Raw genomic sequence first — 23,679 nt, forward strand, 5'->3', positions numbered from 1 at the left:
CCGTGACTCCCACCCCACTCGGCCCGTGACTCCCACCCCACTCGGCCCTCCGCCCGCTTAATTACGTACCTTTTTCGGCTCTTCGCACCCTTAGGTGGATACCTCCATGCCAAAAACAGCCGCCGCTGTCCTCCCTGATCCCAACCGCTGGAAAGCCCTCGTCTTCATCGCCCTCGCCCAGCTGATGGTGGTGCTCGACGCGACCATCGTGAACATCGCGCTGCCGTCGGCCCAGCAGGACCTGGGAATTTCCGACGCCAACCGCCAGTGGGTCATCACCGCGTACGCCCTGGCCTTCGGCGGACTGCTGCTCTTCGGCGGCCGCATAGCCGACCTGTGGGGCCGCAAGCGCACCTTCGTCGTCGGCCTCCTCGGCTTCGCCGCGGCCTCCGCGCTCGGCGGCGCCGCCACCAACGAGGCGATGATGCTCGGCTCGCGCGCCCTCCAGGGCGCCTTCGGCGCACTCCTCGCGCCGGCCGCGCTCTCGCTGCTCGCGGTGACGTTCACCGACGTGAAGGAGCGCGCCAAGGCGTTCGGCATCTTCGGTGCCATCGCGGGCGGTGGCGGCGCGGTCGGCCTGATCCTGGGCGGCTTCCTCACCGAGTACCTGAACTGGCGCTGGACCTTCTTCGTCAACATCCCGTTCGCGATCGTCGCCGCCGCGGGCGCCTACTTCGTGATCCGCGAGCCGGCCGGCGGCCGCAACCGCTCGCCGCTCGACATCCCCGGTGTCGTTCTCTCCACGCTGGGCCTGGTCGCGCTGGTGTACGGCTTCACGCGCGCCGAGTCCGACGGCTGGGCGGCGGGCGCCACGGTCGGCCTGTTCGTCGCTTCGGCCGTGCTGCTGGCCGCCTTCGTGTTCGTCGAGTCGAAGGTCAAGTCGCCGCTGCTGCCGCTGCGCGTCCTGATGGAGCGCAACCGCGGCGGTGTATACCTGTCGTTGGGTCTCGCCGTCATCGCGATGTTCGGCCTGTTCCTCTTCCTCACCTACTACCTCCAGATCGTGAAGGGCTACTCGCCCGTCATGACCGGCTTCGCCTTCCTGCCGATGATCGCGGGCATGATCACGGGCTCGACCCAGATCGGCGCCCGCCTCATGACGCGGGTCGCACCCCGCTACCTGATGGGTCCCGGCTTCCTGGTCGCGGCGCTCGGCATGCTGCTGCTGACGCAGCTGGAGATCGGTTCGTCGTACGCCGGACTCATCCTGCCCGCGCAGCTGCTGCTGGGTCTGGGCATGGGTACGGCGTTCATGCCGGCCATGTCGCTGGCGACGCACGGCATCGAGCCGCGTGACGCGGGCGTGGCCTCGGCCATGGTCAACACCTCGCAGCAGGTGGGCGGCGCGATCGGTACGGCGCTGCTGAACACCATCGCGGCCAGCGCCACCACGGCGTACATCGCCTCGCACGCCGCCGGCGCCACCAACGAGCAGCTGCTCCAGGCGCAGGCGATGGTGCACGGCTACGCGAGCGCCATCTGGTGGGCGGTCGGCATCCTGGCCGTCTCCGCGACGATCGCGCTGACGCTGATCAACACCGGCCGTCCGGGTACGACGACGATCGCGGGCTCCGGGCCGGGCACGGGTGCCGGCACCGAAACGGATGCGGCGGACGAGATCAAGATCCCCGTCATCGCGCTCTGACGTCTGACACACGCGTATCTGCCTGTCGGCGTACGTCGGTCCAGCGGCGTACGCCGGTCCAGCGGGCCTGTCCCGGTTCCTAGCGGAGCCAGGGCAGGTCCGCGTCCGTGTCCTGCGGCTGGAGTCCTTCGGCCATCACCCGCATGATCTCGCCGAGCTGGCCGACCTGCTCCGGGGTGAGCCGGTCGAACATCGCCTGCCGGACGGTGGCGACATGGCCGGGCGCGGTCTGCTTCAGCACCGCGTACCCCTCGTCCGTCAGTACGGCGTTCTGCCCGCGCCGGTCGGAGGGGCAGTCCTCGCGTCGCACCCAGCCGTTGCGCTCCAGGCGGGCGACCGCGTGCGAGAGCCGGGAGCGGGTGATCTTGGCGACGCGGGCCAGCTCGGTCATCCTCAGCCGCCGCTGCGGTGCCTGGGAGAGCTGCACCAGCAGGCCGTAATAGACGTGCGGCATTCCGGCGTCACGCTGGAGCTGGCGGTCGAGGTGGTCCTCCAGAAGCGTGGTTGCCTGGAGGTAGGCGCGCCAGGTGCGCTGTTCCTGTTCGCTGAGCCAGCGGGGTGCCGTCGTCATGCACACCACTGTACGACCCACTTCTTGAAACTTAAACTAGATGGAGTTAGGGTTGTAGCGACGAGAGCTTGAAACTTCAAGGAAGGTTCGGCCATGGAGCGTATGCCCGCCCTCTACCTGAGCCACGGCGCGCCGCCGCTGGCCGACGATCCCGTGTGGCCCGGCCAGCTCGCCGCCTGGTCCGCCGAGCTGCCGCGCCCCCGCGCGATCCTGATGGTCTCCGCCCACTGGGAGGAGGCCCCGCTCGCCCTCGGCGCCACGGAAACCGTCCCGCTCGTGTACGACTTCTGGGGCTTTCCGGAGCACTACTACCGGGTGGAGTACGCGGCTCCCGGAGCGCCGCACCTGGCAGCGTCCGTACGGAAGCTGCTGAGCGGGCCCGGCACGCCCGTCCAGGACTTCCCGGACCGCGGGCTCGACCACGGGGCGTACGTCCCGTTGGTGGAGATGTTCCCGGCGGCCGACATCCCCGTACTCCAGATCTCCATGCCCACCCTCGACCCGCGGCGGCTGATGGACATCGGCCGCAAGCTCGCGCCGCTGCGCGACGAGGGCGTACTGATCGTCGGCAGCGGCTTCTTCACCCACAACCTGGCCGCCCTGCGCCACCAGGGCGGCGGGGTGCCCGGCTGGTCGGCGGAGTTCGACGCGTGGGGGCGCGAGGCGCTGGCGGCGGCGGACGTGGACGCGCTGCTCGACTTCGCACACAAGTCGCCGGCCGGCCGCCTGGCCCACCCGCGCACCGAGCACTTCGCGCCGCTGTTCGTGACGCTGGGCGCATCGGAGGGCGAGCTGGGGTCGCAGCGTGACGTGATCGACGGCTTCTGGATGGGACTGGCGAAGCGGTCGGTGCAATTCGGCTGACCGGCGAGCGCCGCGCACGCGGCTGACCGGCACCGGGGCGTACACAGGTCCTGGCCGTCCAGGTCTGCACCCTCCAGGTCCGGGCCGTATGTGTGCGGGCCGTCTAGGTCCGGGAAGAGCGCCGTGTAGAGCAGGGTCCCGATGCCGCGCCCGCCGGCCTCGGGTGCGCAGTACACGCTCACCTCGACGGAGGTGGCGTAGGCGGCCTTCGGCCGGAAAGGGCTGCTCGTCGCGTAGCCCAGAATGCGGCCGGAACGCACATCGTGAGCAACCAGGAGGCGGTGCGGGCCGTCTTCAGGGTGGGAGCGCAGCCACGGGCGGCGCTGCTCGGGCGTGAAGACGGCGGTGTCGAATGTGATCGCCGTCTCACGGACGTAGTGGTTGTAGAGGTCGGTGAGGGCTCCGAGGTCGGCCTCCGTGCCCGCCCTGACCTGCACCTCTGAGTGTCCCTGCGGCATGCGTCTCCCCTCGGCGGCCGACAGGGTACTGCAAGATCACGAAAATGAATGCACGCCATGGGAATTCTGTCCGGATTCCAGTCGTTGTTTCCTTCGGAAGCAGGGCACCCGAAGGGGGTCCGGCAGCCAACCAATCGCGACCTACTTACGCAAGGGAGCACGCATGGCAACCCGTGCCGTCGCCCGTCGTCAGACCGCCAGCAGCGGGTCAGGCGGGGTGCGCAGCGTTCGCGCCGCAGGCGGGGAGATCGCCGACCGCGACCTGGTCGGCATGTACCTCGACGAAATCGCACGGACGCCGCTGCTCGACGCCGAAAAGGAAGTCGACCTCTCACAGACGATCGAGGCGGGCGTGTACGCCCAGCAGATCCTCGACAAGGAGGTGGAGAGCGATGCGAACGGCGCCTCCCGCGAGGAGCTGGAAGCCCTGGTCGTGGCGGGTGAGCGCGCCAAGGACCTCTTCATACGCTCCAACCTGCGCCTCGTCGTGGCGGTCGCGCGCCGTTATCCGCGCAGCGGTCTGCCCCTGCTCGACCTGATCCAGGAGGGGAACGCGGGTCTGGTGCGCGCGGTCGAGAAGTTCGACTACGCGAAGGGCTTCAAGTTCTCGACGTACGCGACCTGGTGGATCCGCCAGGCCATCACCCGGTCCATAGCCGACCAGTCGCGCACCATCCGGCTCCCCGTCCACCTCGTGGAGGAACTGGGCCGCATCCGCCGCGTGCAGCGCGAGTTCAACCGCATGCACGGGCGCGACCCGGAGCACGAGGAGATCGCGGCCGAGCTGGAGGCCAAGCCGCAGCGCATCAGCGACGTCCTCGACTGGGCGCGCGACCCGGTGTCGCTCAACATGCCGGTCGACGACGCGGGCGAGACCCAGTTCGGAGACCTGCTGGAGGACACCTCGGCGGTCTCGCCCGAGCAGTCGGTGCTCTCCCTGCTGCGCAGCGAGGAGCTGGAGAACCTCATCGGCCACCTCGACGAGCGCACCGCTTCGATCATCCGTATGCGCTACGGCATCGAGGACGGCCGCGAGCGGACCCTGACCGAGGTGGGCAAGCAGCACGGACTGACGCGCGAGCGGATCCGGCAGATCGAGAAGCACGCTCTGCTGGAGCTGAAGCGCCTGGCCCACGACACCGGCTTCGAATCGGCGGCGTAAGCGCCCCGGCCGAACCGTCGTGTGCCCCCGGGAGACGGCCGAGCCGTCGTGTTCCTCCCGGAGACGGCCGAACCGCGGTGTCGCTCCCGGAGACCGAACCGTCGTCTCCTTCCCAGGGACGAGCCCCGGTGCCCTCCCCCCGGCGCCGGGGCTCACGGCTGCCCGCCCCCGCCGTGCTCGGAGCCGCGCTCGGCGAGGCGGCCCGGCTGATCGGCCCGGCTGATCGGAGCGGCTGATCGGAGCGGCCGACCTCGTGCGCTCCCGGTCCACCGGTCCCGGCCGCCCGGTCTACCGGTCCCGTTCGGCGGTCGCACGGCTGATCCGGCCGCCGAGATCGGCCAGGTAGCCGACCAGCTCAGGTGGCTCGGACACCGTGAACTCGCAGTCCACCAGTGCCAGCCGGATCCCCAGCCACTCCATCGATTCGGTGGAGGTGACGTCGAGCCGGCAGTGGCTGTCGTCGTCCCCCACCGGCTCCGGGGTGCCGAGCGAGTCCGGCAGCCGGGCCGCCACGAAAGCGGCGGGCGCCTCGAAGGTCGCCACCACCCGGTACCGCGACTGGAAGCGGTTCAGGGACTGCCGGATGAACTCGGCGGCGTCCCCGCTCGGCAGGCCCCGCGGCGTGAAGCGCGCCCCCGTCGCGAACGGCTCGCTGACCCGGTCGACGCGGAACGTACGCCAGTCCTCCCGGTCCAGGTCGTACGCCACGAGGTACCAGCGCCGCCCCGTGCTGACCAGCCGGTGCGGCTCCACGAGCCGCCTGGTCTCGGACCCGTTCCCCGACCGGTAGCGGAAGCGCAGCCGCTCCTGCCCGGTCGCCGCGCCCGCCATCACGGTCAGCGTGCGGGGGTCGATGGTCGCGCCGTCGCCGCTGGTCAGCGGGATGGTGGCGGCCTGAAGGGTCGACACCTGCCGGCGCAGCCGCGACGGCAGTACCTGCTCCAGCTTCGCCAGCGCCCGTACGGACGCCTCCTCGATGCCCTCGACCGCGTGACCCGCTCCCGCCCGCAGTCCCACGGCGATGGCGACGGCTTCCTCGTCGTCGAGGACCAGCGGCGGCATGGCCTTGCCCGCGACGAGCCGGTAACCGCCGTCCGCACCCATGGTGGCCTGTACGGGATAGCCGAGTTCGCGCAGCCGGTCGATGTCGCGCCGCACCGTACGGCGGCTGACTCCCAGCCGCTCGGAGAGCTCGCTGCCCGGCCATTCGCGGGGCGTCTGGAGCAGCGAGAGGAGTTGCAGGAGCCGGGCCGGAGTGTCGGTCGTCATGTTCTTCAGGATGCCGCCCCCTTAGGACATGACCTGTCCTACATCCCCCCTAGCCTCACACCATGACTTCAACAGCCCCGCCCGACCGCCGCCGGTGGTTCGCGCTCGCCATCGTGATGACCGCCGCCTTCATGGACCTGGTCGACGTGACGATCGTCAACATAGCGATCCCCAGCATCCGGCAGGACCTGGGCGCCACGTTCGGCGCCGTCCAGTGGATCACCGCGGGATACGCCCTGGCCTTCGCCGCCGGGCTGATCACGGGCGGCAGGCTCGGTGACATCTACGGCCGCAAGCGCCTCTTCCTGCTCGGCATCGGCGGCTTCACGCTCGCCTCGGCGCTCTGCGGCTTCGCCGGCGGCTCGGAGATCCTCGTCGCCTCCCGCATCCTCCAGGGCGCGATGGCTGCCCTGATGGTGCCGCAGGTCCTGTCGATCGTCCACGCCACCTTCCCCGCGCACGAGCGCGGCAAGGTCTTCGGTCTCTTCGGTGCGATCGTCGGCCTCGGCGCGGTGTCGGGCCCGATACTGGGCGCGCTGCTCACCGAGTGGAACCTCTTCGGGCTGGGATGGCGCCCGATCTTCCTGATCAACCTCCCCGTCGGCATCGCGGGACTGATCCTCGGCGCCCGCTTCATCACCGAGTCGAAGGCCCCCAAGGCCCTGCGCCTGGACCTCGTGGGCGTGGCGCTCGCGACGCTCGGCCTCCTCATGCTGATCTACCCGCTCACCCGGGGCGAGGAGCTGGACTGGCCGCTGTGGGGCCACCTCTCGATGATCGCCAGCCCGGCCGTCTTCGCGCTCTTCGTCGTGTACGAGCGCTACAAGACCCGCAAGGACGGTTCGCCCCTCGTCGAGCTCTCGCTCTTCAAGGTCAAGAGCTTCGCGGCGGGCATCGCGGTGCAGCTGACGTTCGGTGTGGCGCTGGGCATCTTCTTCCTGGTCTGGACGCTGTACATGCAGATGGGCCTCGGCTGGAGCGCGCTGCGCGCCGGTACGACGGGCATCCCGTTCTCCATCGCGGTGTCGCTGGCGGCAGGTCTGTCCGTACAGAAACTCGTACCGCGCTTCGGCCGGAAGGTCCTCCAGGCGGGCGCGCTGACGATGGTGGCCGGACTGCTGCTCTACATCTGGGAGGCGGACCGGTACGGCACGGCCATCCAGTCCTGGCAGATGGCGCTGCCGCTCGTGGTGATGGGCCTCGGCATGGGACTGATCGTGGCGCCGCTGACGGACGCGGTGCTGTCCGACGTACCGCGCGACCACGCGGGCTCGGCGTCCGGCCTGATCAACACGATGGGGCAGACGGGCAACGCGCTGGGTCTCGGCCTCGTCTCCGTCGTCTTCTTCGGTGTGATCGACGACGGCCTCGCACCCACCGCGGTCGGCACGGCCTTCGTGGACGCGTTCCAGAACGCGCTGTGGTGGACGACGGCGGTCCTGGTCGCCATCTTCTGCATCATGTTCGCCCTGCCGGCGCGCCCGAAGGCCGGCGCGGAGGTGGCGGCCGGCGACTCCGCGGCCGTCTCCAAGGAGCCGGCCCTCACACCCTGAGCTCGCACACTCCGAGCTCGTACTGCCAACGGCGCCCGTGTCCGGGGGACACGGGCGCCGTTCTGTTTTCTCCGACGCCCGAATGTGCCCATCCCCTTGCCCGAATCTGTTTACACGCAGGCAACCCGGCCGTACCATCCCTTCAAAACCACAGAATCGGGCATCGAACGGAAGTAATCCCACATGTACGCACCGGAGCGCCAACAGGAGATCCTCCGCCTGGCACGCGAGAGCGGACGGGTGGACGTGCTCTCCCTCGCGGAAACCTTCCAGGTGACGGCGGAGACCGTCCGCCGGGACCTCAAGTCCCTGGACCGCGCCGGCCTCCTGCGCCGCGTACACGGTGGAGCCATCCCCGCCGGCCGCCTCGGCTTCGAGCCCGACCTGGCCGAGCGCGAATCCACCGCCGCCGACGAGAAGGACCGCATCGCCCGGGCCGCCCTCGCCGAACTGCCCGCCGACGGCAGCGTCATCCTCGACGCCGGCTCGACCATCGCCCGCCTCGCGGCGGAGGTACCGCTGGAGTGCGGCCTCACCGTCGTCACCCACGCACTCCCGGTCGCCGCCCGCCTCGCCGACCACCCCGGCATCGACCTGCACCTCGTCGGCGGCCGGGTCCGCCACCGTACGCGCGCCGCCGTCGACGCCTGGGCCCTGCGCGCGTACGGCGAGATCCGCGCCGACGTGACGTTCCTCGCCACCAACGGCTTCTCACCCGGCGGCGGCCTCACCACCCCCGACCTGGCCGAAGCGGCGGTGAAGCGCGCCTGCGTCTCCTCCGCCCGCCGCGTGGTCCTGCTGGCCGACTCCGCCAAGTACGGCCAGGAGCACTTCGCCCGCTTCGGCGACCTGACCGACGTCGATCTGCTCATCACCGACACCGGCCTGAGCCCGGAAGACGCCGCCGCCATCGAAGCGGCCGGCACCGAAGTGCAGTGTGTCTAGGAACGAGTGCACATGATCCTCACCGTCACCCCCAACCCCAGCCTCGACCGGGCATACGAAGTCCCCGCCCTGGAACGCGGTGAGGTGCTGCGCGCCACGACCGACCGGATGGACCCGGGCGGCAAGGGCGTCAACGTCTCCCGCGCGGTGGCCGCCGCCGGACGCCGCACCCTCGCCGTCATGCCGCTGGGCGGGGCGCCGGGTGCGCTGGTGGCCGAACTCCTCGCCGCGGAGGGGATCGAGGTCGCGCCGGTGCCCGTATCGGGCCACACCCGTTCCAACATCACCGTGGTCGAACCGGACGGGACCCTCACCAAGATCAACGCCCCTGGCCCGGAACTCACCGCGGCCGAATCCGAGTCGCTCCTGACCACGGCCCAGAACCACTCGGCAGGCGCCGACTGGATCGCCTGCTGCGGCAGCCTTCCGCGCGGCCTGGCCCCCGAGTGGTACGCCGAACTGGTGGCCCGCGCCCACCGGGCGGGCGCCCGGATCGCCCTGGACACCTCGGGCGCCTCCCTCCTCGCCGCACTCCGCGAGCGCCCCGACGTGGTGAAGCCCAACGTCGAAGAACTGGCCCAGGCGGTCGGCCGCCCCCTCGCCACGGTCGGCGACGCGCTGAAGGCGGCGCGGGATCTCCGGGACATGGGCGCCCGTACGGTACTGGCCAGCCTCGGCGCCGACGGACAGCTCCTGGCCGGGGCGGAGGGCACGTACTACGCCACCGCCCGCGCCGCCGTCGTCCGCAGCAACGTCGGCGCGGGCGACGCCTCGCTCGCCGGGTTCCTGGCGGCGGGCGGCGCGGGCCCGGACGCCCTCGCCTCGGCCGTCGCACACGGCGCGGCTGCCGTGCAGCTCCCCGGCAGCGTCATGCCGACGCCCGCGGACCTGGTCCCTTCCGCCGTCACGGTGACCACGGACATCCCCCTGGACCGCGCCCTGACGGAGCCGGCGTCATGACCCCCGAACCTCCCCCCACCACCCCCTGCGAGCGAAGGAGCCCGCGATGAGCCAGATGATCACCGCGGACCTGGTCGATCTCGACCTGGTCGCCACCACGAAGGAAGAGGCGGCGCGTTCGCTCGCCGAGCGGATGGTGGCCCTCGGGCGCGTCACCGACCTCGACGGCTTCCTCGCCGATGTCGCGGCGCGCGAGGCGCAGATGCCGACCGGGCTGGACGGCGGTATCGGCATCCCGCACTGCCGCAGCGCTCACGTCACCGAGCCGACGCTCGCGTTCGGGCGCAGCACACCGGGCATCGATTTCGGCGCCCCGGACGGCCCGGCGGACCTGATCTTCCTCATCGCCGCCCCGGCGGGCGCCGACGACGCCCACCTGACGATCCTCTCCGGACTGGCCCGCCGGCTGATGAACGAGGACTTCACCACGGCCCTCCGTACGGCGACCGCACAGGAGCCGGCAGCAGCCCTGATCCGGGGCGACGCCCCCGCCCCGCTACCGGAAGCGGAGCCCACCGCCCCGCATTCCCCGGTGCCGGGAGGGGACGCGTCGGAAGCGGCCGCGCAGCCCACCGCCCCCCACACCCCGGTGCCGGGAGGGGACGTGTCGGGGCGCTCCCCGCAGGGTGTCGAACGCAACCACCCCGAACACACCGCAGCGCTGCCCGAAGGTTCGGCACCCGAGGAGACGCCCCGGCGCGGCACCGACCCCGAAGCCCCCGCCCCCAAACCCCCGCGCCGGAAGCCCCCGACCCCAAACCCCGCGCCCGAAGCCCCCGCTCCACAGACCCCCGCAGCGACCCCCGCCCCGTTCAAGATCGTGGCTGTCACCTCCTGCCCCACCGGCATCGCGCACACCTACATGGCGGCCGAGGCGCTGGAACGGGCCGCGACGACCGGCCACATCGAACTGACGGTGGAAACCCAGGGCTCCGCCGGCTTCGCACGCCTCGACCCGGCGGTGATCGCCGCCGCGGACGGCGTGATCTTCGCGCACGACGTGCCCGTACGCGACAAGGAGCGCTTCGCGGGCAAGCCGACCGTCGACGTCGGCGTCAAAGCCGCCATCAACCGCCCGGCCGAACTCCTCACCGAAGTACGGGCCAAGGCGGAACGCGGCGAGATCACCGAGTCCAAGGGTTCCCCACTGCAAGAGTCCGGCGACCCGGGCGAAGGCTACGGAACGAAGCTGCGCAAGTGGCTGATGTCCGGCGTGAGTTACATGGTTCCGTTCGTCGCGGCGGGCGGCCTGCTCATAGCCCTCGGCTTCGCAATCGGCGGCTACGGGATCAACAAGGCCCCGTCCGTCGTCGAGCACTTCGCCTGGACGGACACCACCAGCTGGGCCGCTCTGATGTTCCAGATCGGCGGCCTGGCCTTCGGCTTCCTGGTCCCGGTCCTGGCCGGCTACATCGCGTACGGAATGGCCGACAGACCGGGCCTGGTTCCCGGCTTCGTCGGCGGCGCGATCGCCGTGGCGATCAACGCGGGCTTCCTCGGCGGCCTCGTCGCCGGTCTCATCGCCGGCGCGGTGGTGATGGCGATCCAGAAGCTGAGGGTCCCCACGCCCTTGCGCGGCATCATGCCGGTGGTGGTGATCCCCCTGATCTCCTCGATCGTGGTTGGCTTCCTGATGTTCCTGGTGGTCGGCGAGCCGATCGCGGAACTCCAGAGCGCGCTCACCGACTGGCTGTCCGGCCTTTCCGGCGCCAACGCGGTCATCCTCGGCGTCGTCCTCGGCCTGATGATGGCGTTCGACCTCGGCGGCCCGCTCAACAAGGTGGCCTACGCCTTCGCGGTGGGCGGCCTCGCCAACCCGAACGAGGGCAGCCTCAAGGTCATGGCCGCCGTCATGGCGGCGGGCATGGTCCCGCCGCTCGCGATGGCGCTGGCCACGACCGTACGCGGCAAGCTCTTCACCAGGACCGAGCGCGAGAACGGCAAGGCGGCCTGGGTGCTGGGCGCCTCGTTCATCACGGAGGGCGCGATCCCGTTCGCGGCGGCGGACCCGCTGCGGGTGATCCCGTCGGTGATGGCGGGCGGCGCGGTCACCGGCGCCCTGTCCATGGCCTTCGAATGCACACTGCGCGCCCCGCACGGCGGCATATTCGTGGTGCCGCTGATCGGCAACCCGTTCCTCTACCTGGTCGCCATCCTGGCCGGTACGGCGGTCAGCACCGCCCTGGTCGTCCTCCTCAAGGGCCTGCGCAGGCCCACCGCTCCCGAGGCCGGCACGACCACGGAGACCCACGAACCCAAGGTGGCGGTACCCGCGTAAGCACCGCCCGCTCCACGTCAGCGAACCAGCGCGACCTCAGCGCACCGCACCCACTCCACCTCAGCGCACCGCGCCACCTCAGCGCACCCGCGCGCGAAGCTCCATCGCTTCGCGCGCGGCGCGCTCCGTCTCGTACACCTCGCACATGTGACGGCCGTCCGGCGTGGCCGTGTGCTCGACCTCCCAGAGGCTGACCTCGGTGCGGTCGGCCAGCAGGAACGCGTGCTCGTACAGGGTGAAGCCGGCGTCCCGGCCCTCCACGCTGCACTGGCGGCCGAACGCCTGGGTGATCTGGTGGCCCACGGCGTCACTCAGGCGCAGCGCGGCGTCCGGCCCCGGCCGGTCGGCGTTCTCGGCGCGGCGGAGCACACGGCGCGCGTGGTCGGCGGAGTCGTCCGGGACGAAGACGCGCCGCGCGGCGGGCGGCCGCGTGGCCATGAGCGTGGCGAGGATTTCGAGATCGGCGTCGAGCCCGGCGCCGCCGCCGTCCGGGTCGCCCCCGTCCACGTCCGCGCAGGACGGGCCGAAGGCGTCCGTGCCGCCCGGGCGCGGCAGCCTGGACGCGGCCAGCCGGACCTCGGCCGCCTCGGTGTACAGCTCGTGCTGCGTGGTCCCGTCGCGCCCCGCGTTGTGCGCCAGCTCCCACAACGTGAGCGAGCTGCCGTCGGAGAGCAGGAAGACATGCTTGAACGTTTCGCGGTGCAGCCCCGCGCTGTGGTGCGAGGAATGCAGGGACGTGCTGTGGGCCAGCGCCGATTCGAGCCGCTCCACCGTGGCGTCGGGCAGGTCGAACGAGTTGAGTGCGCGCCCCAGGAGTCGCTCGAGGTGCTCCTCGGTTGTCTCGTACGGATCGCTCAAGGGTTTCTCCAGGCCGTCGCCGCTTGTTACTTGCCGAGTGCTCAACGTAGCCCCTGGGTCTGACAACGTCGCCGGGGTTGAGCAAAACGAAGGGGGCGCACCCGAGGTTCCCGCGCCTCCTGGCCAACTCGCCACGCCGGTACGTCAGTAGAGGTCCCGGTACGCCGGGTAAACGCCGCCGGGCCCCTCGACCCCCTCCGCCGCCAGCACGGCTTTCACCACCGCACGGGTCAGCGTGTCCGCCCCCGCCCCCAGCACCTCGTTGAGGGCCGCGACATCCGCGTGCACCGCGAACGCGGGCTCCGGCGAGCCGGCCGACAGCGGCTTCTCACCCGTGGCGAGAGCGAAGACGGTGTCGCCGTCGGTGAGCAGATGCACCGGACGCAGGGCCCGCGCGAGCCCGTCGTGCGCCGTCCCGGCGAGTTTCTGCGCCTGCGCCCGCGTCAGCTCCGCGTCGGTGGCGACGACGGCCAGGGTGGTGTTCAGCGGGGGGAGCGCGGCGCCGTCCGACAGCCGCTGCGTCTGCGCCCGCGCCTCGGCCAGCCTGAGCAGCGCCGCCGCGTGCACGTCCGGCGGCGGGTAGGCGGTCCGCCCCTGGAAGTAGCTCCCGTAGAGAACGCCGGTCAGCGGATCGACGGCCGAACCGGCGGCGTTGACCACCACGAGCGCCCCCACCGTCACGCCGGAGTCGAGTACGACGGAGGCCGTGCCCACGCCGCCCTTCATCGCGCCCGCCACCGCACCGGTGCCCGCCCCCACCCCGCCCTGGGCCACCGGCGCCCCGATGCCGGTACGGGCGGCCTCCTCGACGGCGGCCCGCCCGGTCGCGGCGTCCGGCCTGGCCCGCCAGTCGCCGCCGCGCCCGAGGTCGAAGAGGCAGGCGGCCGGAACCACCGGCACCACCTGCGCCGGGCCGGGCCCGACCCGGAAGCCCCGGCCCTGCTCCTCCAGCCAGGCCATCACTCCGGACGCGGCGTCGAGCCCGTACGCGCTGCCGCCCGTCAGGACGACGGCGTCGACGCGCTGCACCAGGTTGCGCGGGTCGAGAGCGTCCGTCTCGCGGGTGCCCGGACCGCCGCCCCGCACATCCACGGCGGCGACCGCCCCGCCTTCCGGCGCCAGCACGACGGTGGTGCCGCTCAGCGCCCGCTCACCCGGCACACGCGCGTGGCCCACGCGCAGTCCGGCCACATCGGTCAGGGCGTCGGCCCTCGTCTCGTGTCCCATGAAGTCCTGCGTATCACGCGGCGAACCCCGGGGGGCCGAGGTCGCGGAGAACGCCGGGACACCGGGGCCGGCCCTCCGCCGTACCCTGGAACCATGAGCACCGCCCCCGCCCACGGACCGCGAGATCCGGAGCAGACGTCCCAGCAGAAGGCCGAGCGCGACCCGCGGCCGAAGCCGGCGCTGGACTTCGGCGATCCACTGGACCACCAATCAGCGGACGACACGGACCGGGGGTGGGGCGAGCGGCCTCCCGGCAGTGGTGGCAGCGCGGCCGACCTCGCCCGGTTCCTGGACGAGAAGCCGCCCCACCACCTGTGAGCGACCCGGGCTACGGCGTGTTGTCGTGGCCCGAGCCGCGCTGGGCGACCAGGGCGTCCCTGATCTCCTTCAGCAGCTCGATCTCGGTGACCTCCATGATCTCCGTGGTGGCCTCCTTCGCCTTGTCCCGGGCCGCCCGCCTCGCCAGGTACTTGGCCATGGGCAGGACCATGAGGAAGTAGACGACCGCGGCGGTGATCAGGAAGCTGAGTGCGGCGCTCAGGACGAGCCCCCAGTTGATCGGGATGCCCTGCATCACGCCGTTCTCGTCCGGCCGGCACGGCTGCTTCAGGCAGGAGCTGTACTTCTCCAGATCCTGCGTGCCGAACGCACCGACCAGCGGGTTGATCACGCCCTTGACGATCGAGTTCACGACGTTGGTGAACGCGGCGCCGATGACCACAGCGACAGCCAGATCGATCACATTGCCGCGCATCAGGAAGGCCTTGAAGCCCGCCAGAACGGTCTGCTTCTTCTCCTCGCTCACGGATGAGCCTCTTTTCACATGTACTGGGGGCGGAACAAACAGTTCCGAAACCTACGTCAGCAGGTGACGGCCCTGTCCAATCGCCGTCCACGTACCAGTGACATGACAGATCGCCAGTTCTAGTCAGCACAAGGTCACCGCCAGTTGGGACGTCGCTCCCGCACCGGCCAGTTCCGCGGCCGTGGCGCGCGGCACCGCCAGCACGACCAGCGCCCCGCCGCCTCCGTCGGCGAACGTCTCGTGCGCCTCGGGGACTTGCGTCACCCGCACACCGGCGGCCACCACGCGGGCCTCCGGCGACCGGCCGCCCCGCGGCGGCGACCCGGCGGCCGCAGCGATCACATCGACGCGGTCTCCCCGGCGCAGCAGCCGCACGGTCGCTGCGTCCGCGATGCGCACCGGAGCGGACACCAGGCGCACCGGCGGCCGCTCGCGCCCCCGCGCCCCGCCCCCGCCGCCCCGTGCCCCGTCGGACGCCCGGACCTCCGCCCGGTCCCGGTCCTGTGCCTGGGCGCGCGCCTGGGCCGCACCGCCCGCGCGCCCCGCGTCACGCGCGCCCGAGGCGGCCAGCGCGGCGGCGGTCATCGCCAGTCCGGCCGCCATCGCGCGCCTCCTGCGCCGCACCGCGCGCCGGAGCCGGTGCCTGCCCCCGTGCACTCGCAGGGGAGCGAACGCGGGCACGCCGTTCGGATCCGATCCCGGAACGGGCGCCGGGGGAATGGGGACGTAGGGGTAGAGGGACACGGTGACCACCGCCTGCCACGGGGAGTTCCGCCTGAACGCTCCTCACGATCCCGTTCCGGCCGGAATCCCGCCGGGCCCTGTGGACAGCGCCCCGACTGTGGAAAACCCGGCCACCCCCGACCCGCACCCGCCCGTCCCTCCGGCCCGCACGTGTGCCCGTCCCACCCGGCCCGTCCCACCCGCCCGTCCCGCTAAGGCAGCCCGCTAAGGCAGCGTGATCCCCGTGTCGAGACCGTCCAGCGCCCGCCCGCACAGACAGTCGCGCGCCTCGTCCGCCGGCAGCCCTGCCACCGCGTCGAAGAGCACGTTCCGCAGCCGGTCCACATTCGCCGCGAACACCGTCAGCACCTCTTCGTGCGAGACGCCCTCACCGGTCTCCGCCCCGGCGTCCAGGTCCGTCACCAGCGCCAAGGAGGTGTAGCAAAGCCCCAGCTCCCGGGCGAGTACGGCCTCCGGGTGCCCCGTCATGCCGACCACCGACCAGCCCGCCGCCGCGTGCCACCGCGACTCCGCCCGCGTCGAGAACCGCGGCCCCTCTATGACGACCAGCGTCCCGCCGTCCGCCGGCTCCCACTCCCGCCCGCGCGCGGCCGCGAGCGCGGCCCGGCGGCCGGCGGGGCAGTACGGGTCGGCGAAGGCCACGTGTACGACATTCGGCAGCCTGCCGTCGACCGGTGTCTCACCGTCGTAGAACGTCTGCGCGCGCGCCTTCGTACGGTCCACCAGCTGATCCGGTACGACCAGGGTTCCGGGCCCGTACTCGACCCGCAGCCCGCCCACCGCGCACGGCCCCAGCACCTGCCGCGCGCCGACGGAACGCAGCGCCCACAGGTTGGCCCGGTAGTTGATGCGGTGCGGCGGCAGGTGGTGGCCGCGCCCGTGGCGGGGCAGGAAGGCGACCCGCCGCCCCGCTATCTCACCGAGGAAGAGCGAATCGCTCGGCTTCCCGTACGGGGTGTCCACCTCGACCTCGGTCACGTCCTCCAGGAAGGAGTAGAAGCCGGAGCCGCCGATCACACCGATCTCTGCGTTCGCGTTCGCCATGGCCGTCACAGTAGCCGGGCGCGGAAACGCCGAGGACCCCGCCGTCCGAAACGGCGGGGTCACCCATGAAGCGGTGGGCCTAGGCGGCCGTGGTGCTGCTGGAAGAGCTGCTGGAGCCGGAGCTCGACGACGCGGCGGCGGGCTTGGAGTCGGACCCCGAGGACCCGGACGAACCCGACGAGCCCGAGGACGACGACGCACCGGCGGCGGTCTTCGAGGACGACGTGGCCGGCGTGCTGCTCGACGAGGAGCCGCGGCTGTCGTTCCGGTAGAACCCGGAGCCCTTGAAGACGATGCCGACCGCGGAGAACACCTTCTTCAGGCGCCCCTCACAGCTGGGGCACACGGTCAGCGCGTCATCGGTGAACTTCTGCACCGCCTCGAGGCCTTCGCCGCACTCGGTGCACTGGTACTGATAGGTCGGCACTTGCTCCTCCTGGCACTCTCACTCGATGAGTGCTAACGACGTTCCATACTGACGTATTCCGCGCGATCAGTCCACCGTCACAGGCACTCGGTGACTCACGCCACGCGCGGCGACCCGGCCCGGAGCCTTCGGTGCGAGCCGCGAGCGCAGCGCCACCAGGGTGACCAGGGCCAGCCCGGTGCCCACCAGGGGTACCAGGAAACCGGCGCTCGCGCCGTTGGCGTCCGCCAGCCGTCCCGCGACGGTGACGCCCGCGGCCTGGCCGAGCGCGACCGCGCCGGTCAGCCACGTGAACGCCTCGGTACGGGCCGAGGCCGGCACCAGCGTCTCGATCATCGTGTATCCGGTGATCAGTGCTGGCGCGATGCACAGACCGACCAGCAGCCCCAGACCCGCGAGCAGCGGCACGGAGTGCACCGCCCACAGCCCCGAGGCGGCCAGCGTCAGCGCCGCGTACCCCACGATCAGACGGCGGCGGGGGCCGACCTTCCAGGCGATCGCGCCGCACGCGATACCGGCGAGCATGTTGCCCGCGGCGAACGTTCCGTAGAGCAGCCCGTTCACGCCCGGATTGCCGATCTCCTCGGAGAACGCGGTCAGCGAGACCTGCATTCCGCCGAAGACCGCTCCGATGCCGAGGAAGGCTCCCGCGAGCACCCGTACGCCGGGCACGGACAGGGCGGATACGCGCGGCCCGTCGGTCAGCGACAGGCGGCCCGCCTGCGGCTGGGTGCGCCGCTGTACGGCGAAGAACAGTCCGCCGACCAGAGTGAGCGTGGCCTCGGCGACCAGACCGGCCGCCGGGTGCACACCGGTGCACAGGGCGGTCGCGAGGACCGGCCCGACGACGAAGGTGAACTCGTCCGTCACGGACTCGAAGGCCGCGGCGGTCGACATGAGGGGCGAGCCCTCCAGCTTGGCGGCCCAGCGTGCCCGCACCATCGGACCGATCTGCGGAACGGACGCACCCGTGGGAACGGCCGCGGCGAAGAGCGCCCACATGGGCGCTCCGGAGAGCGCGAGCACCGTCAGCGTCACGACGGAAGCGGTGTGCACGAGAACGCCCGGAATCAGAACGGCGCTCTGCCCGAAGCGGTCGGCGAGCTTGCCGCTCTGCGGCGCGAACAGGGCCATGGAAACGCCGGTGACGGCGGCGACAGCGCCCGCGCTGCCGTACGACCCGGTGGTGTGCTGCACGAGCAGCACGATGCCGATGGTCAGCATCGCGAAGGGCTGGCGTGCCAGGAACCCGGGCAACAGGTACGTCCACGCTCCAGGGGTGCGGAGCAGCTGGCCGTAGCCGGGGCGGGTGGTGGTGACCGTGTCGGACACGGTCCTTGCCTTTCTGCCGCCTGGTGACGCTCCCCTGTGCACGCGAGTGTGTGCGTGCGGGAGCCGCCGAGAGCTGTCCTCTTGCGCAGGACCGGCGGTAGATACCAGGACACCCGCGGAGAGGGGGCCGGCCGCCGTACGGTCGCGCCAGCTCTGCGTCAGGCAGAGTTGGTCGATCAGTAGACCTTCATGTTACAGGGCGGTCGGTGTGACGCACCTGTGATTACGAACGGAATGCGTCACACCACCTGTGATCAATGCCATGCCCATGGGATGGCAGCACGGGCACCGGACAAGGACGACCCGTGCGAGCGGGACGACCCGTGCGAGCGGGACGATCAGGGCGAGCAGGACGCCCAGCGCGGGCAGCCGCTCAGTGCGCGCTGTTGCCGCCCGTTCCGAGCCACCCGGCCAGCTTTCCGCCCTGCCCCACCGCCCGCAGCCGCCGCTCGGCGGCGTCCCGTACCGGATCGGTGGTCACGACGAGCAGCTCGTCGCCGCGCCGCAGCACGGTCGTGGGAAGGGGTACGAAGCTGGTTCCCTCCCGTACGACCAGGGTGACCGCGGCCCCGTGCGGCAGCCGCAGCTCGGCCACCTCCACGCCGTGCATCCGCGACCTCTCGGGGATCGCGACGGACAGCAGGTGTCCGCGCAGCCGCTCCAGCGGCGCCGACTCGATGCCCAGGTCCGCGGCCTCCGAGGGGTCGTCGCCGAGCCGCAGCCACTTCGCCAGCCAGGGCAGCGTCGGCCCCTGCACGAGGGTGTAGACGACGACCAGGACGAAGACGATGTTGAAGATCCGGTCGCTGCCCTCCACCTCCGACACCAGCGGAATGGTCGCCAGGATGATGGGCACCGCTCCGCGCAGCCCGGCCCACGACATCAGGGCCTGTTCCTGCCACGGAATCCGGAACGGCAGCAGGCTGATCAGCGCCGACAGGGGCCGCGCGATCATGGTGAGCACGAGTCCCACCATCACCGCGGGCCAGAAGTCGGCCAGCAGCTCGTGCGGCGTCACCAGCAGGCCGAGCAGGACGAACATCCCGATCTGCGCGATCCAGCCGAGCCCGTCCGCGAATCCGCGCGTGGCCGGCCAGTGCGGCAGCTTGGAGTTGCCGAGCACCATCGCGGCCAGGTACACGGCGAGGAACCCGCTGCCGTGCGCGATCGCTCCGGCGGCGTACGCCGATACGGCGATGGCCATGACCGCGATCGGATAGAGACCGGACGCGGGAAGCGCCACGTGGCGCAGCGCGTACGCGCCGAGCCATCCCATCGCGAGACCGACGGACGCGCCGATCGCCAGTTCGAGGACGATCGTGCCGAGCAGGACGTACCACTCGTCCACCGGGCCGACCGTCGAGAAGGCGACCACCAGGATCACGACGGGGGCGTCGTTGAAGCCCGACTCCGCCTCCAGCACACCGGTGATCCGGGAGGGCAGCGGAACCTTGCGCAGTACGGAGAAGACCGCGGCGGCGTCCGTCGACGAGACGACCGCACCGATGATCAGTGACTGCCGCCAGTCGAGACCGACGAGATAGTGCGCACCGGCGGCCGTGACGCCCACGCTCACCGCGACGCCGACGGTCGACAGGACCACCGCGGCGGGCAACGCGGGCTTGATCTCCTTCCACTTCGTACCCAGGCCACCCTCGGCCAGGATCACCACAAGTGCGGCATAGCCGATCACCTGCGTCAGTTCGGCATTGTCGAACTTGACGTCGAAGATGCCGTCCTGCCCTATGGCGATCCCGATCCCGAGGTACAGCAGCAGGCTGGGAAGCCCGCTCCGGGACGAAATGCGCACGGCCGCGACGGCGATGAGAAGAACGAGCGAGCAGATGAGCAGGAGTTCATTGAGCTGGTGGACAGTCAGCGGCCGTTCCTTCCCTCGCACGCCTGCCGGATCGTTCCTCCGGCGGCCGGTACTTCGTTACCTTACCTAATCTTTAACGCTTCCTTGACGCGCGGGACCGTCCGTACGATCGCCGTTGCGGGCACCGAGTCCAGGGCGCGAGAGCGCTGCGCCTATGGTTGCTCCAGCACTCAAGGACCACCCTGCCCCTCGAAGGACAGCGATGCCCGCCAACACCACCGCCTCTTCCGGCAAGAAGAAGAAGGGGCGTCGCGCCCGCCTGATCGTGATCGTGCTGGTGTTGGCCCTCGTTGCGGGTGTCGGCTACGGCACGTACTGGAGCATCAGCACCGTGCGCGCCTCCTTCCCGCAGACCACAGGGTCGATCGAGCTCGACGGCCTCTCCGGCCCCGTCGACGTCAAGCGCGACAACTACGGCATTCCGCAGATCTACGCGGACACCGACGAAGACCTCTTCCGTGCCCAGGGCTTCGTCCAGGCGCAGGACCGCTTCTACGAGATGGACGTCCGCCGTCACATGACGTCGGGCCGGCTGTCGGAGATGTTCGGCGCCGACCAGGTCGACACCGACGCCTTCCTGCGCACCCTCGGCTGGCGCCGGGTCGCGCAGCAGGAGTACGACACCAAGCTGTCGCCGGAGACGAAGAAGAACCTCCAGGCGTACGCCGCGGGCGTCAACTCCTACCTCGAAGGCCGCGACGGCAAGGACATCTCGGTCGAGTACGCCGCCCTGGGCTTCGTGAACGACTACAAGCCCGAGAAGTGGACGCCCGTCGACTCGGTGGCCTGGCTCAAGGCCATGGCCTGGGACCTGCGCGGCAACATGCAGGAGGAGATCGACCGTTCGCTGCTGACGAGCAGGCTGAACGCGAAGCAGATCAAGTCCCTCTACCCGCCCTATCCGTACGACCGCAACAAGCCGGTGGTCGAAGAGGGCGCGGTCGACGAGACGGCGAAGAAGTACGACCCGAAGGCGTCAGCCACCCCCGACGCCGGTACGGGTACGGGCACCGGGGCGGGCACGGGCGGCACGGGCTCCGGAACCGGCGCAGGCACGGGCTCCGGAACCGGAACCGGAACCGGAACCGGCACCGGCTCCGGCGCGGGCACCGCCGGCGCCACCCAGGGCTTCCAGTCCCAGCTCTCCGGCATCTCCGACGCACTCGACGAGATCCCCGCGCTCTTCGGTCCGAACGGCAGCGGCATCGGCTCCAACTCCTGGGTCGTGTCCGGCCGGTTCACCACGACCAAGAAGCCGCTGCTCGCCAACGACCCGCACCTCGCGCCGCAGTTGCCCTCGCTCTGGTACCAGATGGGCCTGCACTGCCGGAAGGTCTCCGCGACCTGCAAGTACGACACCGCGGGCTACACCTTCTCCGGCATGCCCGGCGTGATAATCGGCCACAACCAGAACATCGCCTGGGGCTTCACCAACCTCGGCGCCGACGTCACCGACCTCTACCTGGAGAAGGTCTCCGACGACGGCTACCTCTACGACGGCGGTACGAAGCCCTTCACGACCCGCGAGGAGACCATCAAGGTCGCCGGCGGCAAGCCGAAGAAGATCACCGTCCGCTCCACCAACAACGGCCCGCTCGTCTCCGACCGCAGCGACGAGCTCGGCAAGGTCGGCAAGAGGGCCCCGGTAGACAACGCCGCCCCCGACCGCGGTGACGGCTACGGGATCTCCCTCAAGTGGACCGCGCTGATGCCCGGAAAGTCCATGGACGCCGTGTTCGAGCTGAACCGGGCCACGGACTTCAAGGGCTTCCGCGCCGCCGCCGCCCACTTCGAGGTCCCCTCGCAGAACCTCATCTACGCCGACACGCAGGGCAACATCGGCTACCAGGCGCCGGGCCGCATCCCGGTCCGGGGCGGCGGCCACGACGGCACCATGCCCGCCGCCGGCTGGGACTCGCGCAACGACTGGAAGAGCTTCGTCCCGCAGGCCGAGCTGCCGTACGAGTACAACCCGAAGCGCGGCTACATCGTCACCGCCAACCAGGCCGTGATCGACAAGAAGAAGTACCCCTACCTCCTCACCGAGGACTGGGGCTACGGCGCCCGCAGCCAGCGCATCAACGACCTCATCGAGTCGAAGATCGCCGACGGCGGCAAGATCTCCACCGACGACATGCGCACCATGCAGACGGACAACAGCAGCGAGATCGCCAAGCTGCTCACGCCGCACCTGCTGAAGATCGACGTCGACGACCCGAACGTCCGCGAGACACAGAAGCTGCTCGAAGGCTGGGACTACACCCAGGAGCCGGACTCGGGGGCCGCCGCGTACTTCAACGCGGTCTGGCGCAACGTCCTCAAGCTCGCCTTCGGCAACAAGCTGCCCAAGGAGCTGCGGGTCAAGGGGCAGTGCCTCAGCGTCCGTCCCGCCGACAGCACCGGCCCGCTCGACGACCTCGACGAGCGCGTGCGCGAGTGCGGGCAGCGGGCGAAGGACTCGGCGCAGCCGGACGGCGGCGACCGCTGGTACGAGGTCGTCCGCACGATGCTCAAGGACGAGAAGAACGAGTGGTGGCAGGCGCCGAAGACCCGCCTCGACCCGGCCACCGACACCCGTGACGAGCTGCTCGCCCGCGCGCTGAAGGACGCCCGCTGGGAGCTGACCGCCAAGCTCGGCAAGGACGTCGACTCCTGGAGCTGGGGCCGCCTGCACCAGCTGGAGCTGAAGAACCAGACCCTCGGTACGAGCGGTCCCGGCTTCGTCCGGTCCCTCCTCAACCGCGGCCCGTGGAACCTGGGCGGCGGCGAGGCGGCGGTCGACGCCACCGGCTGGAACGCGGCGGGCGGCTACGAGGTCATCTGGGTGCCCTCCATGCGGATGGTCGTGAACCTCAACGACCTCGACAAGTCCCGCTGGATCAACCTCACCGGCGCCTCCGGCCACGCGTACAGCGCGCACTACACCGACCAGACCGACAAGTGGGCGAAGGGCGAGCTGCTCGACTGGCCGTTCGGCGACGAGGCGGTCGAGAAGAGCACCACCGACAAGCTGGTGCTCAGGCCGTAAAGCGCCTGACACCGCCCGGCGTCACCACGGCGCTCACAGGGTGGTCGTGCGGTTCCCTCGGGACCCGCGCGACCACCTCTTCGTCGTACAGGAGCACCACCAGGTGAGGCCGTGCGCCCGCCGCCTCCAGCCGGGCGAGCACCCGGTCGTACGACCCGCCGCCCCGCCCGAGCCGCGTTCCGCGCCCGTCCACCGCCACGCCCGGCAGCAGCACCGTGTCCACCTCCGTCACCGCGTCCACACCGAGCCGTGCGCCCATCGGTTCGAGGAGCCCGAGCCGGGCGCGCGCGAGCCGCTCGGCGCCCTCGTACTCGGCCCAGTCCAGATCGTTGTCCGCGAGGAGCACGGGAAGCAGCACCCGTACGCCCCGCGCGCGCAGCGCGTCCAGCAGCGCCCGGGTCGCGGGCTCACTCCCGATGGAAACGTACGCGGCCACCGTCCCGGCCTCGGCGAGTTCCGGCAGCTCCAGTGCCCTGTCGGCCAGAGCCGCCCCGGCCTTCTCGATGTCATCGCTGGTCAACCGGGATCTCAGGGCCAGGAGTTCTCGTCGTAGCCCGGCCTTGTCAGGCTCGTCACACCACATATTGGCTCCACAAAACGCCTCGTATGAGAATTTATTGACCGGAGCCT

Annotated in this window: 20 protein-coding genes and 1 pseudogene; 9 read left to right on the forward strand and 12 right to left on the reverse strand. The window is 71.0% G+C overall.

What is annotated here, in order from left to right; genetic code table 11:
- Positions 1 to 106 precede the first annotated feature (106 nt).
- Positions 107 to 1,645: an MFS transporter gene (locus AS594_RS20075; protein WP_069932453.1), complete on the forward strand. Its 1,539-nt coding sequence runs from the start codon at positions 107 to 109 to the stop codon at positions 1,643 to 1,645.
- Positions 1,646 to 1,724: 79 nt separating this feature from the next.
- Here the strand turns inward: AS594_RS20075 and AS594_RS20080 are convergent, their stop codons facing one another.
- The gene (locus AS594_RS20080; protein ID WP_069928348.1) at positions 1,725 to 2,216 is read right to left on the reverse strand and encodes a MarR family winged helix-turn-helix transcriptional regulator; all 492 of its coding nucleotides are present in this window, start codon (positions 2,214 to 2,216) and stop codon (positions 1,725 to 1,727) included.
- A gap of 93 nt (positions 2,217 to 2,309) precedes the next feature.
- Between AS594_RS20080 and AS594_RS20085 the strand changes: the two genes are divergently transcribed.
- Positions 2,310 to 3,080: a dioxygenase family protein gene (locus tag AS594_RS20085; RefSeq protein WP_079148147.1), complete on the forward strand. Its 771-nt coding sequence runs from the start codon at positions 2,310 to 2,312 to the stop codon at positions 3,078 to 3,080.
- Positions 3,081 to 3,178: 98 nt separating this feature from the next.
- Here AS594_RS20085 and AS594_RS41170 read toward each other — a convergent pair.
- A pseudogene (locus AS594_RS41170) lies at positions 3,179 to 3,538 on the reverse strand (N-acetyltransferase family protein); the annotation flags it as partial.
- 163 nt (positions 3,539 to 3,701) lie between these two features.
- Here AS594_RS41170 and AS594_RS20095 point away from each other — a divergent pair.
- A complete protein-coding gene (locus AS594_RS20095; RefSeq protein WP_069928351.1) occupies positions 3,702 to 4,700 on the forward strand; it encodes a sigma-70 family RNA polymerase sigma factor in 999 nt (332 codons plus the stop codon).
- A gap of 288 nt (positions 4,701 to 4,988) precedes the next feature.
- Here the strand turns inward: AS594_RS20095 and AS594_RS20100 are convergent, their stop codons facing one another.
- Positions 4,989 to 5,969: a helix-turn-helix transcriptional regulator gene (locus tag AS594_RS20100; protein WP_069928352.1), complete on the reverse strand. Its 981-nt coding sequence runs from the start codon at positions 5,967 to 5,969 to the stop codon at positions 4,989 to 4,991.
- Positions 5,970 to 6,031: 62 nt separating this feature from the next.
- On the opposite strand from AS594_RS20100, the gene AS594_RS20105 reads away from it, so the two are divergent.
- From AS594_RS20105 to AS594_RS20120, 4 genes are all read left to right on the forward strand, one after another.
- Positions 6,032 to 7,522, forward strand: coding sequence for an MFS transporter (locus AS594_RS20105; RefSeq protein ID WP_069928353.1), 1,491 nt, complete (start codon positions 6,032 to 6,034; stop codon positions 7,520 to 7,522).
- Between the two features lie 183 nt (positions 7,523 to 7,705).
- Complete coding sequence (locus tag AS594_RS20110) at positions 7,706 to 8,467, forward strand: DeoR/GlpR family DNA-binding transcription regulator (RefSeq protein WP_069928354.1); 762 nt, start codon at positions 7,706 to 7,708, stop codon at positions 8,465 to 8,467.
- Positions 8,468 to 8,479: 12 nt separating this feature from the next.
- Positions 8,480 to 9,427, forward strand: coding sequence for a 1-phosphofructokinase (gene pfkB, locus AS594_RS20115; RefSeq protein WP_069928355.1), 948 nt, complete (start codon positions 8,480 to 8,482; stop codon positions 9,425 to 9,427).
- Positions 9,428 to 9,473: 46 nt separating this feature from the next.
- Positions 9,474 to 11,705, forward strand: a complete 2,232-nt coding sequence (locus AS594_RS20120) for a PTS fructose transporter subunit IIABC (RefSeq protein ID WP_069935184.1) — start codon at positions 9,474 to 9,476, stop codon at positions 11,703 to 11,705.
- A gap of 78 nt (positions 11,706 to 11,783) precedes the next feature.
- Here AS594_RS20120 and AS594_RS20125 read toward each other — a convergent pair whose 3' ends face one another.
- Both AS594_RS20125 and AS594_RS20130 read right to left on the reverse strand, forming a co-directional pair.
- Positions 11,784 to 12,563 carry a DUF6227 family protein gene (locus tag AS594_RS20125; RefSeq protein WP_069928357.1) on the reverse strand — a complete coding sequence of 260 codons (780 nt, stop codon included), beginning with the start codon at positions 12,561 to 12,563 and terminating at the stop codon, positions 11,784 to 11,786.
- A 144-nt stretch (positions 12,564 to 12,707) separates the two neighbouring features.
- Positions 12,708 to 13,790 carry a P1 family peptidase gene (locus AS594_RS20130; protein WP_069932451.1) on the reverse strand — a complete coding sequence of 361 codons (1,083 nt, stop codon included), beginning with the start codon at positions 13,788 to 13,790 and terminating at the stop codon, positions 12,708 to 12,710.
- A gap of 93 nt (positions 13,791 to 13,883) precedes the next feature.
- Between AS594_RS20130 and AS594_RS20135 the strand changes: the two genes are divergently transcribed.
- Positions 13,884 to 14,108, forward strand: coding sequence for a hypothetical protein (locus AS594_RS20135; RefSeq protein WP_069928359.1), 225 nt, complete (start codon positions 13,884 to 13,886; stop codon positions 14,106 to 14,108).
- Positions 14,109 to 14,118: 10 nt separating this feature from the next.
- Here AS594_RS20135 and mscL read toward each other — a convergent pair whose 3' ends face one another.
- The 6 genes from mscL to AS594_RS20165 form a co-directional block, all read right to left on the reverse strand.
- Positions 14,119 to 14,595 (reverse strand): large conductance mechanosensitive channel protein MscL, encoded by a 477-nt coding sequence (gene mscL, locus AS594_RS20140; protein ID WP_069928360.1) that lies wholly within the window; start codon positions 14,593 to 14,595, stop codon positions 14,119 to 14,121.
- A 123-nt stretch (positions 14,596 to 14,718) separates the two neighbouring features.
- Positions 14,719 to 15,198, reverse strand: coding sequence for an RcpC/CpaB family pilus assembly protein (locus AS594_RS20145; protein ID WP_420877808.1), 480 nt, complete (start codon positions 15,196 to 15,198; stop codon positions 14,719 to 14,721).
- Positions 15,199 to 15,543: 345 nt separating this feature from the next.
- Positions 15,544 to 16,383, reverse strand: a complete 840-nt coding sequence (locus tag AS594_RS20150; protein ID WP_069928361.1) for an S-methyl-5'-thioadenosine phosphorylase — start codon at positions 16,381 to 16,383, stop codon at positions 15,544 to 15,546.
- Positions 16,384 to 16,462: 79 nt separating this feature from the next.
- Entirely contained in the window at positions 16,463 to 16,810 is a 348-nt protein-coding gene (locus AS594_RS41175; RefSeq protein ID WP_079144497.1) for an FmdB family zinc ribbon protein, read from the reverse strand.
- A 66-nt stretch (positions 16,811 to 16,876) separates the two neighbouring features.
- Positions 16,877 to 18,142, reverse strand: coding sequence for an MFS transporter (locus tag AS594_RS20160; protein WP_069928363.1), 1,266 nt, complete (start codon positions 18,140 to 18,142; stop codon positions 16,877 to 16,879).
- A 373-nt stretch (positions 18,143 to 18,515) separates the two neighbouring features.
- Positions 18,516 to 20,042, reverse strand: coding sequence for a potassium/proton antiporter (locus AS594_RS20165; protein ID WP_107357910.1), 1,527 nt, complete (start codon positions 20,040 to 20,042; stop codon positions 18,516 to 18,518).
- A gap of 181 nt (positions 20,043 to 20,223) precedes the next feature.
- Between AS594_RS20165 and AS594_RS20170 the strand changes: the two genes are divergently transcribed.
- Positions 20,224 to 23,049: a penicillin acylase family protein gene (locus tag AS594_RS20170; protein WP_069932450.1), complete on the forward strand. Its 2,826-nt coding sequence runs from the start codon at positions 20,224 to 20,226 to the stop codon at positions 23,047 to 23,049.
- Here AS594_RS20170 and AS594_RS20175 read toward each other — a convergent pair.
- Positions 23,039 to 23,632: a 5-formyltetrahydrofolate cyclo-ligase gene (locus tag AS594_RS20175; protein WP_069932449.1), complete on the reverse strand. Its 594-nt coding sequence runs from the start codon at positions 23,630 to 23,632 to the stop codon at positions 23,039 to 23,041. The genes AS594_RS20170 and AS594_RS20175 overlap by 11 nt on opposite strands.
- Between the last annotated feature and the right edge of the window lie 47 nt (positions 23,633 to 23,679).

The organism is Streptomyces agglomeratus, from assembly GCF_001746415.1.
GTDB classification, from domain to species: domain Bacteria; phylum Actinomycetota; class Actinomycetes; order Streptomycetales; family Streptomycetaceae; genus Streptomyces; species Streptomyces agglomeratus.

What these genes read in the sequence shown, in the direction of transcription:
- AS594_RS20080 (WP_069928348.1), bottom strand. Translation starts at nt 2,216, where the DNA reads ATGACGACGGCACCCCGCTGGCTCAGCGAACAGGAACAGCGCACCTGG.
- AS594_RS20075 (WP_069932453.1), top strand. Translation starts at nt 107, where the DNA reads ATGCCAAAAACAGCCGCCGCTGTCCTCCCTGATCCCAACCGCTGGAAA.
- AS594_RS20150 (WP_069928361.1), bottom strand. Translation starts at nt 16,383, where the DNA reads ATGGCGAACGCGAACGCAGAGATCGGTGTGATCGGCGGCTCCGGCTTC.
- AS594_RS20095 (WP_069928351.1), top strand. Translation starts at nt 3,702, where the DNA reads ATGGCAACCCGTGCCGTCGCCCGTCGTCAGACCGCCAGCAGCGGGTCA.
- AS594_RS20085 (WP_079148147.1), top strand. Translation starts at nt 2,310, where the DNA reads ATGGAGCGTATGCCCGCCCTCTACCTGAGCCACGGCGCGCCGCCGCTG.
- AS594_RS20120 (WP_069935184.1), top strand. Translation starts at nt 9,474, where the DNA reads ATGAGCCAGATGATCACCGCGGACCTGGTCGATCTCGACCTGGTCGCC.
- AS594_RS20145 (WP_420877808.1), bottom strand. Translation starts at nt 15,198, where the DNA reads ATGGCGGCCGGACTGGCGATGACCGCCGCCGCGCTGGCCGCCTCGGGC.
- AS594_RS20105 (WP_069928353.1), top strand. Translation starts at nt 6,032, where the DNA reads ATGACTTCAACAGCCCCGCCCGACCGCCGCCGGTGGTTCGCGCTCGCC.
- pfkB (WP_069928355.1), top strand. Translation starts at nt 8,480, where the DNA reads ATGATCCTCACCGTCACCCCCAACCCCAGCCTCGACCGGGCATACGAA.
- AS594_RS20130 (WP_069932451.1), bottom strand. Translation starts at nt 13,790, where the DNA reads ATGGGACACGAGACGAGGGCCGACGCCCTGACCGATGTGGCCGGACTG.
- AS594_RS20100 (WP_069928352.1), bottom strand. Translation starts at nt 5,969, where the DNA reads ATGACGACCGACACTCCGGCCCGGCTCCTGCAACTCCTCTCGCTGCTC.
- AS594_RS20170 (WP_069932450.1), top strand. Translation starts at nt 20,224, where the DNA reads ATGCCCGCCAACACCACCGCCTCTTCCGGCAAGAAGAAGAAGGGGCGT.
- AS594_RS20135 (WP_069928359.1), top strand. Translation starts at nt 13,884, where the DNA reads ATGAGCACCGCCCCCGCCCACGGACCGCGAGATCCGGAGCAGACGTCC.
- AS594_RS20175 (WP_069932449.1), bottom strand. Translation starts at nt 23,632, where the DNA reads ATGTGGTGTGACGAGCCTGACAAGGCCGGGCTACGACGAGAACTCCTG.
- AS594_RS20110 (WP_069928354.1), top strand. Translation starts at nt 7,706, where the DNA reads ATGTACGCACCGGAGCGCCAACAGGAGATCCTCCGCCTGGCACGCGAG.